The sequence below is a fragment of the Rehaibacterium terrae genome, from assembly GCF_014202935.1.
Taxonomy (GTDB): domain Bacteria; phylum Pseudomonadota; class Gammaproteobacteria; order Xanthomonadales; family Xanthomonadaceae; genus Rehaibacterium; species Rehaibacterium terrae.
Window position 1 is genome coordinate 1 of record NZ_JACHHX010000031.1, and the last position, 11,473, is coordinate 11,473.

The 11,473-nt window shown below is 72.5% G+C and carries 14 protein-coding genes; all 14 read right to left on the reverse strand.

The genetic code is table 11. The annotated features are described in order from the left end of the window. Positions 1–271: 271 nt before the first annotated feature. On the reverse strand, positions 272–1,066 hold the full coding sequence (gene fliR, locus HNQ58_RS13090) for a flagellar biosynthetic protein FliR (protein ID WP_183949377.1): 795 nt from the start codon (positions 1,064–1,066) through the stop codon (positions 272–274). Between the two features lie 7 nt (positions 1,067–1,073). After that, the gene (locus HNQ58_RS13095) at positions 1,074–1,343 is read right to left on the reverse strand and encodes a flagellar biosynthetic protein FliQ (RefSeq protein WP_183949378.1); all 270 of its coding nucleotides are present in this window, start codon (positions 1,341–1,343) and stop codon (positions 1,074–1,076) included. After that, entirely contained in the window at positions 1,340–2,098 is a 759-nt protein-coding gene (gene fliP, locus HNQ58_RS13100; protein ID WP_183949379.1) for a flagellar type III secretion system pore protein FliP, read from the reverse strand. Before fliP ends, HNQ58_RS13095 begins: the two co-directional genes overlap by 4 nt. Further along, positions 2,095–2,460: a flagellar biosynthetic protein FliO gene (fliO, locus tag HNQ58_RS13105; protein WP_183949380.1), complete on the reverse strand. Its 366-nt coding sequence runs from the start codon at positions 2,458–2,460 to the stop codon at positions 2,095–2,097. Before fliO ends, fliP begins: the two co-directional genes overlap by 4 nt. Continuing rightward, a complete protein-coding gene (gene fliN, locus HNQ58_RS13110) occupies positions 2,457–2,789 on the reverse strand; it encodes a flagellar motor switch protein FliN (protein ID WP_183949381.1) in 333 nt (110 codons plus the stop codon). Before fliN ends, fliO begins: the two co-directional genes overlap by 4 nt. Then, positions 2,786–3,805, reverse strand: a complete 1,020-nt coding sequence (fliM, locus tag HNQ58_RS13115; protein WP_183949382.1) for a flagellar motor switch protein FliM — start codon at positions 3,803–3,805, stop codon at positions 2,786–2,788. The genes fliN and fliM overlap by 4 nt, the downstream gene beginning before the upstream one ends. A 7-nt stretch (positions 3,806–3,812) precedes the next feature. Continuing rightward, positions 3,813–4,319 carry a flagellar basal body-associated FliL family protein gene (locus tag HNQ58_RS13645; protein WP_183949383.1) on the reverse strand — a complete coding sequence of 169 codons (507 nt, stop codon included), beginning with the start codon at positions 4,317–4,319 and terminating at the stop codon, positions 3,813–3,815. Positions 4,320–4,499: 180 nt separating this feature from the next. Beyond that, positions 4,500–5,645: a flagellar hook-length control protein FliK gene (locus tag HNQ58_RS13125; protein WP_183949384.1), complete on the reverse strand. Its 1,146-nt coding sequence runs from the start codon at positions 5,643–5,645 to the stop codon at positions 4,500–4,502. Next, positions 5,642–6,082, reverse strand: a complete 441-nt coding sequence (gene fliJ / locus HNQ58_RS13130; protein WP_183949385.1) for a flagellar export protein FliJ — start codon at positions 6,080–6,082, stop codon at positions 5,642–5,644. Before fliJ ends, HNQ58_RS13125 begins: the two co-directional genes overlap by 4 nt. A gap of 4 nt (positions 6,083–6,086) precedes the next feature. Beyond that, positions 6,087–7,463: a FliI/YscN family ATPase gene (locus HNQ58_RS13135; protein ID WP_183949386.1), complete on the reverse strand. Its 1,377-nt coding sequence runs from the start codon at positions 7,461–7,463 to the stop codon at positions 6,087–6,089. Next, positions 7,460–8,041 carry a FliH/SctL family protein gene (locus HNQ58_RS13140; protein ID WP_183949387.1) on the reverse strand — a complete coding sequence of 194 codons (582 nt, stop codon included), beginning with the start codon at positions 8,039–8,041 and terminating at the stop codon, positions 7,460–7,462. The genes HNQ58_RS13135 and HNQ58_RS13140 overlap by 4 nt, the downstream gene beginning before the upstream one ends. Next, positions 8,038–9,024, reverse strand: coding sequence for a flagellar motor switch protein FliG (gene fliG, locus HNQ58_RS13145; RefSeq protein ID WP_246417339.1), 987 nt, complete (start codon positions 9,022–9,024; stop codon positions 8,038–8,040). The genes HNQ58_RS13140 and fliG overlap by 4 nt, the downstream gene beginning before the upstream one ends. A 16-nt stretch (positions 9,025–9,040) precedes the next feature. Further along, positions 9,041–10,645, reverse strand: a complete 1,605-nt coding sequence (gene fliF, locus HNQ58_RS13150; RefSeq protein ID WP_183949389.1) for a flagellar basal-body MS-ring/collar protein FliF — start codon at positions 10,643–10,645, stop codon at positions 9,041–9,043. A 44-nt stretch (positions 10,646–10,689) separates the two neighbouring features. After that, the gene (fliE, locus tag HNQ58_RS13155) at positions 10,690–11,016 is read right to left on the reverse strand and encodes a flagellar hook-basal body complex protein FliE (RefSeq protein WP_183949390.1); all 327 of its coding nucleotides are present in this window, start codon (positions 11,014–11,016) and stop codon (positions 10,690–10,692) included. Positions 11,017–11,473 lie beyond the last annotated feature (457 nt).

Consider the following 11,473-nt stretch of genomic DNA (forward strand, 5'->3'; position numbering starts at 1 on the left):
AGGGCGCGAGCACCTGGGGTGCCCTTCTCTTTGGTCACTTTCTCTTGGGCAAGCAAGAGAAAGTGACCCGGCCGCCGGCAGGCGGACGGAACCCCGGCGCGCAGCGCCGGCAGGTCGCAACGAAACCCACAGGCGCACGGACCCCCCGGCCCGAAGGGCCGGCCAGATCGCTACAAACCCGCAAGCGCACGAAACATCCGGCGCGTAGCGCCGGCCAGATCGCGATCAAACCACACGCCGCGCCTGCAAACCCCGAATCCCGTCTCGCGAATCAGCGCAGCATCCCGCCCGCGTGCTCGAACGCCGCCTCGAACAATTGCTTGGCCGGCCCCGCCAGCTCGCCGGTGAGGATGGTGAGCAGGAACAGGCCGATCACCAGCGCCGCCGGCAGGCCGATCTGGATCGGATTGAGCGCCGGCGCCGCGCGGCTGAGCACACCGAAACTCAGGTTGACCACCAGCATCGCCACCATCACCGGCAGCGCGATCATCACGCCCGCGTACAGCACCGTCGGCAGGAACGCCGGCACCGCGGCGGCGAGCCGCGCCGGGTCGGCCAGCGGTGTGCCGACCGGCAACAGACGGTAGCTGTCGGCGATCAGTCCGACCAGGGCCAGGTGCGCGTCGAAGGCGAAGAACAGCAGCGCCAGCGCGACATAGAACCACTGCCCGACCACGCCCGAGCTGGCGCCGCCGCGCAGCGGGTCGGCCATCTGGGCGAAGGACAGCGCCATGCCCTGCGACACCAGCTCGCCGGCCAAGGCGCCGGCCTCGAAGGCCAGCCGCAGCACGAAACCCATCGCCACGCCGACGGCGATCTCGCGGATCACGTTGAGCACGGTGAGCGCATCGACGCTGGCCACCGGCGGCGGCGCCGGCAGCACCGGCGCGAGCGTGACCGCCAGCGCCATCGCGAACATCATGCGCACCCGCACCGGCACCGCACGGGTACCGATCAGCGGCGCGGCCATCAGCACGGCGCCGACCCGCAGCAGGGTCCACAACGCCGCCTCCACGAAGCCGAACAGGCGCTGGGCATCGACCAGGAAGGCGGTGGCCGGGTCCATGGCGCGCTCAGCCGACGATGGCGGGAATGCGCTGGATCAGGGCGACGGTGAAATCCACCAGCCGGCCGAGCAGGAAGCCGCCGGTGATGGTCATCGCCGCGGCCAGGGCGATCGCCTTGGCGACGAAGGCGATGGTCGGCTCGTTGATCTGGGTGGCGGCCTGCAGCACGCCGACCACCACGCCGACCGCGAGCACGGTCAGCAGCAGCGGGGCGGCCACCATCAGCGCCACTTCCAGCGCCAGCCGCAACTCGGTGAGGGCCAGTTCCGGGCTCATGGCAGGTGGAAACTCGCGGCCAGCGACCCGACCACCAGCACCCAGCCGTCGGCGAGCACGAACAGCAGGATCTTGAACGGCGCCGAGACCAGCATCGGCGACAGCATCATCATGCCCATCGACATCAGCACGCTGGCCACCACCAGGTCGATGATCACGAACGGCACGAACAGCAGGAAGCCGATCTCGAAGGCGGTGCGCAGTTCGCTGGTCAGGTACGAGGCGGCCAGCACGTAGAACGGCACCTCGTCGGGCGAGGCGTAGCTGCCGTGGCCGGCGAGCGCGGCGAAGGCCATCAGGTCGTTCTCGCGCACCTGCGCCAGCATGAAGGCGCGGAACGGCGCCGAGGCCGCCTGCCAGGCGGCGGCGGCGTCGAGGTCGCCGTTGAGGTAGGGCGCGACGCCCTCGGCCCAGGCGCGCTCACCGACCGGCATCATCACCAGCGCGGTGAGGAACAGCGCCAGCCCGAGCAGGACCTGGTTGGAGGGCGACTGGCCGGTGCCCAGCGCCTGCCGCAGCAGGGCGAGCACGATGATGATGCGGGTGAAGGCGGTGACCGCGAGCAGCGCCGCCGGCAGCAGCGTGATCGCGGTCATCGCGAACAGGATCTGCAGCGGCAGGCTGACCTGCTGGTCGCCGATCCGCGCCACGGTCAGTTCGGGCAACTGCACCGCGCCCGGCGCGGCCGCGGCGGGCAGCGCGCAGAGCAGCAGGAGCGCGGCGAGCGATGCGACCAGGAGGCTTCTTGCGTTCATCGCCCGCCGCCCTGTCCAAGGCGCTTGCCGAGCAGGGCGGCGAAGCTCTCCGGTGCGGCCTCCACAGGCAGCGGGGTGTCCAGCGTCTGCAGCAGGGTGATCTGCTGGGCGGTGACTCCGATCAGCAGCTGCCGTTCGCCGACGGCGACCAGCAGCACGCGCTCCTTGACGCCGACCGGCAGGGCGGCGACCACGCGCAACGGCCCGTGGCCGCGCACGGTGGCGCCGGGCAGGCGGCGCAGCAGCCAGCCGAGGGCGAGGATGACGGCGACCACGATCAGCAACGCCATCACCGTGCCGCCCAGGGTGGAGGCGGTGGAGAACGGCGCAGCCGCGGGCGCGGCGCTGGCGACGGCGCTCATTTCAGTCGCTTGATGCGTTCGGCCGGGCTGACCACGTCGGTCAGGCGCACGCCGAAGCGGTCGTTGACCACCACGACTTCGCCGTGCGCGATCAGGGTGCCGTTGACGTACAGGTCGAGCGGCTCGCCGGCAGCGCGATCGAGCTCCACCACCGATCCCTGGTTGAGCTGCAGCAGGTTGCGGATCGGGATGCGGGCGCGACCGACCTCCAGCGAGATCGTCACCGGCACGTCGAGGATGACGTCGAGATTGAGATCGGCCGGCGCACGGTTGGCTTCGGCCTGCAGCGCGTCGAACTGGGCCAGGCTGGCGTCGATGTCGTTGTTCATGGCGTGGTGGCTTCCTTGGCGGAGCGGGAGCGGTTGGCGACGGGGCTGAGCGGGGTGATCTCGACGATCTTGACGGCGCGCTGGCCGTTGGACACGCCGAACTCGCCCTGGAACAGCGGCACGCCCTGCACCCGCAGCGGAATGCGCGCGGGCAGATCGATCGGGATGATGTCGCCGGCCTTGAGCTGCATCAGCTCGCGCAGGCTCATGTGCGCCTCGGCGAGCGTGCTGCCGAGCTCCAGCTCGGCATCGTAGAGCTGGGTGCGCAGGGCCTGGATCCAGTTCTCGTCCTTCTCGACGCGGTCGCTCTGGATGCCGGCGTCGAGCAGGTCGCGGATCGGTTCGAGCATCGAGTAGGGGAAGGCGACGTGCATGTCGCCGCCGCCGCCGTCGAGCTCGATGTGGAACCTGGAGACGACGATGTACTCGCGCGGGGTGATGATGTTGGCGAAGTGCGGGTTGACCTCGGAGTTCATGTACTCGAACTCGATCGGCATCACCGGCGCCCAGGCCTCGGTGATGTCGGCGAAGGCCTGGCGCAGCAGCAGGTGGATCACCCGCATCTCGGTGGCGGTGAACTCGCGGCCCTCGATCTTGGCCGGGTAGCGGCCGTCGCCGCCGAAGAAGTTGTCGACCACGGTGAACACCAGCCGCGGCTCGAACACGATCAGCGCGGTGCCGCGCAGCGGCTTGACCTTGACCAGGTTGATGTTGGTCGGCACGTACAGCGAGTGCATGTACTCGCCGAACTTGAGCAGGTCCAGGCCGCGCACCGAGATCTCGGCCGAGCGGCGCAGCATGTTGAACAGGCCGATCCGCCACTGGCGGGCGAAGCGGTCGTTGATCATCTCCAGGGTCGGCAGCCGGCCGCGGACGATGCGGTCCTGGCTGGCGAGGTCGTAGGGACGCGCCTCGCCGGGCGCGGCCGGCGGCTCCTCGGTGTCGACCGCGCCGCTGTCGACGCCGTGCAGGAGGGCGTCGATCTCGTCCTGGGAGAGCAGGTCGTGTCCGCTCATGCCGCGCTCACTGGGTGACGAAGTTGGTGAAGTAGACGGCTTCGATGCCGGGCTTGCCGGCGACCTCGGCCAGGATCGCCTGCAGTTCGGCCAGCGCCTCCTCCTGCAGACGCTCCTTGTCCTCGCGGCTGCGCAGCTGGTCGGCGTGCTGCTGGCCGAACAGCAGCAGCAGGCGGTTGCGGATCAGCGGCATGTGCGCCTCCAGCGCCGGGATGACGCTGGCATCGCGGGTCATCACCTGCACTTCGACCTGCAGATAGCGGTCGAGGTCGCGGTCGGCGAGGTTGACCACGAAGGCCGGCTCCAGGGCGTGGTAGATCGCCGCCGGCGGCGCCTTCCCGGCCTTGGCCTGTCCGTCGGCGTCGGCCACCTCGGCCTTGGCCCCGGCGACGAGGTACCAGCCCACGCCGATCCCGGCCGGCAGGGCGACGAACAGCACGAGCAGCAGCACGATCAGCCAGAGCCGGCGCTTGCCGGGGGCGGCGGGGACGGCGTCGGGGGCGGTAGCGGACACGGGGACTCCTCCATGGTCGATGCGGGAGGATGTGCAATCCGTGTGCCGTGACGCCGCGTCGACAAACCGGCGGGACCGGTCGCCGAACCGCCGGGCCGGAAACGGCGGCGCCGACGGAATTCCGTCGGCGCCGTCGGTCCTGGCTGCACCCGCGGACGGGTGCCGGAAGCGGGTCGTCGGTCAGGCGTACTCGTCGAGCAGGCCGTCGTGGCGCGACATGGCCGCGCCGAGGCGGGCGGTGCCCTCGTCCCCGTCCTCGGCCGCGGGGCGATCCGCTGGCTGGCCGGCCAGCGCCGCCGCTTCCCCGCCGCGCGCGGCGGACTGGCCGCCGGCACCGCCACCGCCCTGGCCGCCGACTTCGGCGTGGGCCAGGGTCAGGCCCTGTCCGGCCATCATGTCGCGCAGCCGCGGCAGGCCGGCTTCGAGCGCGGCGCGCACGTCGGCGTGGGCGCTGGCGAATTCGGCGCGCACCTGCTTGCCGTCCAGCTTCAAGGTGATGTCGATGGCGCCCAGCTCGGGTGGCGAAACGCGGATCTCGGCGCGGCCGATGCGGTGCTCGGCCATCCAGGTCAGGCGGGTGCCGACGGCGTCGGCAAAGTCGCCGGCATCCACCTGCGGCGCGCGCATCTGCGGCAGGTCGGCGAGGGCGGCGAAGCGCGGCGTGACCGGTGCCGGGGCGAGGGCGGCGACGGACACCGGTGGCGGCGCTTCGGCGGCCGGCGCGGGCGCAGCCACGGCCTTGGACAAGGGGGCCGCCATGGCCTCCCCGGTCGGCGCCTCGAATGCCGTCGGCGCAGCCAGGGCGGCGCTGGCGGACGACGACGACGATGCCGTCGCACGCGGCGGCAGGACGCCCGCGGCCGCCTCGCCGGCAACCGGCGCGCCCGTGGCCCGGCCGGCAGCGGCCGGCGCCGGCGCGGCGCCGGCATCGGCATCGGCATCGGCTTCGGTTCCGATCGCAGCGGCGGCCAGTGCCGCGGTCGGGTAGGGCGCGACGTGCGGCGTCGGGGCCGGTCGGGGCGCAGACGCCTCGGCGAGCGGCGCCGGCGCGGCGTCCTGGCTGGCCAGTGGCATCGCCTGCGGCAGCGGCAGACCGAACAGGGCGGCGAGCGGGTCGTCCTCGGCCAGCGGCTCGGCCGCCGTGTCGGGCAGCGCCTCGGGCGCCGGCTCCAGGTCGGCCAGCAGGGCGGCGGCCAGGGTCTCGGCCGGGGGCGCAGCGAGCAGGCCGGCGAAATCGAAGCCGGACTCGGCCGTGGGGCCGGCCGTCGACGGCTGCGGGCCGGGCCCGGCCGGGAGGCCGGGAGCGATCGCGGCGGCCGTGCTCATGGCGTCTCCAGCGCGGACCGCTGCGTCAGGCCGCGCGCGGCGAGATCGTCGAGCTCCTTCTGCTCGCGCCGCGCCTGCTCGCGGGCCTCGCGGCTGCGGTAGCTGGCGGCCAGCCGTTCCAGCACCTGGCTGTCGCGGCTGGCGATGATCAGGCGCGCGCGCTCGACGTCGCAGGTGGCGCGGGTCTGCTCGACGGCCTGACGCTGGCGGGCGATGGCGTCGTCGATGCGCTCGCGGAAGGCCTGCCGGTTGAGCAGTTGGGCCGGGCTGGTGATGCCGCTGGCCGGCGGCGCGTATTCGCTGGCGTAGCGCGCCAGCTCGGCCAGGCGCTGCTCGTGGTTGGCGAGCGCGCGGGTCTTCTCGGCGAGGTCGCGCGCGGCGGCGTTCTCGCGCTCCTCGGCGCGGCGCAGCAGGGGATCGAGGCGGCGGGCGTTCATCGGCTCAGTCCTTCTTGGTGTCCAGCAGGCGGGCCAGGGCCTCGCGGCTGTCGGCCAGGCTGGCCGACTGCGAAACGTCCTGGCGGAGAAACTCGGTGATCTCGGGCCAGCGCGCCAGCGCCTCGTCCACGCGCGGGTCGGCGCCGCGCTGGTAGGCACCGATGGCGATCAGGTCGCGATGGCTGTTGTAGGCGCTCATCAGCTGCTTGAGCTTGCGGATGCGCTCGCGGGTCGGCAGGTCGGTGATCTCGGTGACCACGCGGCTGACCGAGGCCTCGACGTCGATCGCCGGGTACAGGCCGCTCTCGGCGACCTGGCGCGACAGCACGATGTGGCCGTCGAGGATGGCGCGGGCGGCGTCGGCGATCGGTTCCTGCGGGTCGTCGCCCTCGGTCAGCACGGTGTAGAAGGCGGTGATCGAGCCCTGCCCGGCGGCGCCGTTGCCGGCGCGCTCCACCAGCGCCGGCAGCCGGGCGAACACCGAGGGCGGATAACCGCGCGTGGTCGGCGGCTCGCCGACCGACAGGCCGATCTCGCGCAGGGCATGGGCGTAGCGGGTGAGCGAGTCCATCAGCAGCAGCACATGCAAGCCCTGGTCCCGGAACCACTCGGCGATCGCGGTGGCGCGCAGCGCGCCGTGCACGCGCGCCAGCGGCGGGCGGTCGGCCGGGGTGGCGACGACGACGGCACGGCGCAGCCCGGCCTCGCCGAGGGTGACGTCGACGAAGTCACGCACTTCGCGGCCGCGCTCGCCGATCAGGCCGACCACGATCACGTCGGCCCGGGTGTAGCGGGTCATCATGCCCAGCAGCGTCGATTTGCCGACGCCGGAGCCGGCCATCAGGCCGACGCGCTGGCCGCGCCCGATCGGGGTGAGCGCGTTGATGGCGCGCACGCCGACGTCCATCGGGGTGATGATCGGCTCGCGCGCGAGCGGGTTGATGGTCGGGCCGACCAGGCCGACTCGCGCCTCGGCGCGGATCTCGCCGCGACCGTCCAGCGGCACCCCCTCGCCGTCGATGACGCGACCGAGCAGGCCCTCGCCGACCTCGACGCTGCCGTGGCCGTGGCGCGGCACCACCCGCGCATTCGGCAGCAGGCCGTGCAGCTCGGCGCTGGGCATCAGGAAGGTGCGCTCGCCGGCGAAGCCGACCACCTCGGCATCGACCCAGCCGCCGTTGGCGGTCTGCACGCGTGCCGGCGCGCCCAGCGGCATCTCGCAGCCGGTGGCCTCCAGGGTGAGGCCGACCACGCGCTTGAGCACCCCCTCGCGGACCAGCCCGCGGGTCGGCAGCGCCGGGCGCAGCCGCGCCAGACGCCGGGCCAGGCGCTCGTCGCGGGCGGCCATCCACGCGGGCCGGTCGGGCGCGGCGACGCTCATCCGGTCTCCCCACGGGCGGCGGCCAGTTCGCACAGCGCGCTGCGCAACCGCGCCGACAGGCTGCCGTCCAGACGCAATGCCTCGGCGTGCACCCGCACGTCGCCGCGCGCCAGCGTGGTGTCGGCCTGCAGGCGCGCACCCGCCTGCGCCGCCAGCAACGGCTTGACCTGGGCCAGGTCGTCGGGATGCAGGCGCACCTCGACCTCACGGCTGCCGTTGCCGGCCTGGCGCACGGCCTCGGCGACCAGGTCGGCGAGCAGCTGCGGCTCGGCCTCGTAGGCGCGGCCCAGCAGGGCGCCGGCCACCTGCACGGCCAGCTCGGCCAGCACTGTCTCGACCTCGCCGTCCAGCTGCGCCAACGGCCGGGCGAAGCTGTCGATCAGGCCTTCCAGCTGCGCGATCAGCCGGCGCACCTCGGCCTGGCCCTGGGCATGGCCCTCGGCGTGGCCGCGGGCGAAACCCTCCTGGCGGGCGGCGCGTTCGATCGCCTCCAGCTCCTCCACGCTCGGACCGGCGCGCGGCGGCGGCGGCGTCAGGTCCGGCGCTTCCCAGCGGGCGGCCACGGTGGTGGCGCTCATACGAAGTCCTCACTGGCGCTGCCGAGGGTGATCGAGCCCTCGTCGGCGAGACGGCGGACGATGCCGAGGATCTCCTTCTGCGCGGCCTCGACATCGGCCAGCCGCACCGGCCCGCGCGCCTCCATGTCCTCGACCAGGATCTGCGCGGCGCGCTGCGACATGTTCCTGGTGATCTTCTCGCGCACCTTCGGATCGGCGCCGCGCAGGGCCAGGCCAAGCTTGTCGTTGGGCACGTCGCGCAGCAGGGTCTGGATGGCGCGGTCGTCCAGATCGACCAGGTCGTCGAAGACGAACATCAGATCCTGGATCTTGTCGCCGAGGTCGGCGTCCACCGAGCGCACCGCCGCCATGATCGCCTGCTCGGTGCTGGTGTCCAGCTGATTGAGGATGTTCGCGGCGACCTTGAGGCCGCCGATGTTCGACGACTTCACGTTCTGGCTGCCCGCGAACTGGCGCTCCATGATGTCGTTGAGCTCGTTGAGCGCGTTCGGCGGAATCCCGTCCAGCGTGGCGATGCGCATGACCACGTCGCTGCGCACGCGCTCGGGCATCGCCTTGAGCACCTCGGCGGCCTGGTCCGGATCCAGGTGCGCGAGCACGATCGAGATGATCTGCGGGTGCTCGTTGCGGATCAGCTCGGCGATCGCGCGCGGCTCCATCCACTTGAGCGTGTCCAGACCCTTGGTGTTGTGGCCGTAGAGGATGCGGTCGATCAGGCTGGCCGCCTTGTCCTCGCCCAGCGCCTGCACCAGCACCTTGCGCACGTACTCGTCGGCGCCGACCCCGAGCGCGGTCTGGTTCTCCATCTCGCCGATGAACTCCTCCATCACCTGGTTGGCCTGCCGCCAGGTGACGCCGGAAATCGTCGCCATGGCGACGCCGACCTTCTGCACCTCCTTGGCGCTCATGTGCTTGAGCACCTCGGCGGCCTCCTGCTCGCCCAGCGACATCAGCAGCACGGCGGCACGCTGCACGCCGGTCATCTGTGATTGGTTCTGCTCAGCCATCGGCGCCCACCCAGCTCTTCACCACCTGCGCCACCCGTCGCGGATCCTGATTCACGGCGGTGCGCGCGGCCTGCAATCGCTCCTCGTAGGAGTTGGCCGCCTTGGTGACGGCCTCGTTGACCAGCTCGGCCTCGGTCGGTCCGCTGATGCGCTCGAACACCGGCTCGGGCAGCGCCTGGATGCGCGCGGGCACCACGATCTGGCGCAGCGTCGGCCGCAGCACCCCGAACACCAGCGCCAGCACCGCGCCGCCGCCGACCAGCAGGCGCAGGATGTCGCCCACCAGCGGGTGCTCCCAGATCGGCGGTTCGCCGACGCCCTGCACCGGTTCAGGCCGCACGAACGGCGCATTCATCACCGCCACCGAGTCGCCACGGCCGGCGTCGAAGCCGACCGCCTCGCGCACCAGCGCCTCGATCCGGGCGAGCCGCTCCTCGCTCAGGGGACGCAGCTCGACCTGGCCGTTCTCGCCCACCTCCGGGACGTGATCGACCAGCACCGCGGCCGATACCCGGCGGATCCGCCCGGCCGGCTGGCGGACATGGCTGACATGGCGGTCGAGCTCGAAATTGCGGGTGGCCTGGCGCGCCATCGGCGGCCCGGCCGGCGCCGCCGGCGCGGCGGCCGGTTCGCCCCCGGCGCCCTCGGCGGCGGGTGGGATGTTGCTGGCCGCGCCGGGAATGCCGGCGGCGGCGGCATTGTTGGCCAGTGCGGCGACGCCCACCGCCGGCTGCTCCGAGACCTGCTCGCTGCGCACCTTGGCGTCGGGCAGATAGACCTCGCGCGCCTCCTCGGTCACGGTGAAATCCATGTCCACCGTCACCTGCACGTTGACCCGGCCGGGCCCGGTCAGCGGCTCCAGCAGGTCGCGCACCCGCTGCGCGAAGGCGGCCTCCAGGCGCCGGGTCTGCTCGAACTGCTGGGCGCTGATGGCCGCGTCGCTGTTCGGGTCGGGCTGGGTCAGCAGGCGGCCGCTCTGATCGATCACGGTGACCCGCTCGGCGCTCATTTCCGGCACGCTGGTCGCCACCATGTGCACGATCGCCGCGACCTGGTTGGGCTCCAGCGTGCGCCCCGGAAACAGCTCCAGCACCACCGAGGCGCTGGCCGGCTCGCGGCCGCGGGTGAAGGCGCTGGGCTTGGGCAGGGCCAGATGCACGCGGGCGTCGCGTACCGGCCGCAGGGTGGCGATGGTGCGGGCGATCTCGGTCTCCAGTGCGTGCTGGTAGCGCGCGCCCTCGACGAACTGGCTGACACCGAAGCCCTGCTCGCCGCGCATCAGCTCGAAGCCGGCGCGCGAGCCCTGCGGCAGGCCCTGCGCGGCGAGCTTGAGGCGGGCATCGTGCAGCCGCGCCTGCGGCACCGAGATCGCGCCGGTCGGCTCGATCCGGTAGGGGATGCCGGCACCCCGCAGCGCCTCGGTGACCTCGGCGGCGTCCTTGTCGGCCAGGCCGCTGTACAGCGGCGCGTAGCCCGGCTGCTGGGTCCAGAAGAACAGCCAGATGCCGAGCGCGATCGCGCCAGCCAGGCCGAGCAGCAGCAGCAGCTGGCGCAGGCCGGGGATGTCCTGCAGGCGGTGGGTCAGTTCGTTGGGCATGGGCGGGATTTCCGTTCAGTCGCTCGGGCGGGCCGGAGGCGCCGTCAGATCGGCATGTTCATCACGTCCTGGTAGGCCTGGACCATGCGGTTGCGCACCTCGACCACCGCCTTGAAGCCGACCTGGGCCTGCTGCGAGGCGATCATGACCCGGGCCAGATCGACCCGGGGATCGCCCAGCTCGAAGGCCTCGGCGAGGCGGCGGGATTCCATCTGCGATTCGTTGACACCCGACAGGGCGCGCTTGAGGGTGTCGCCGAAGCTGGGGCCGGTGGCGACCGGCGCGGCGGACTCCAGGCCGGGCGGCGTGATCCGGGTCTGCGCCTGCAGGGCGCGGATCTGGGACAGGACGGAGGCGATGGCGTCGGACATGACGGTCTGCAAATCCTTTCGCGCCGGCGATGGCCGGCTACGCCGAGGTCTCAGCAAGACGCGTGCCGCGGGATGGGCGTCGGGTTTCCGTCGCCGATTCCATGGTCGGGTTTCCGGCGGGGGGTGATGGATCGGCGGGTTCGTCGCGACCTGCCGTCGCTACGCGCCGGGTGTTCCGTGCGCCTGTGGGTTTGTCGCGATCTGGCCGGCCTTTCAGGCCGGGGGTTCCGTCCGCCTGCCGGCGGCCGGGTCACTTTCTCTTGCTTGCCCAACGCGGCTTCGGACGGCGCCTCGCGAGCACACATCCCTGTGGCGCCCGCCGGCCAGCACATCCATGTGCTGGCGCTCGCCGGGGCGAAGCCGTGCTTCGCCTTATCCGGCTCGCCCCCGGAGCGGCGCCTTTCGGACTTCCTGTCCGAAAGGTGCGCGTGCGCGCTGCGGGCGTTTGCGACGGCAC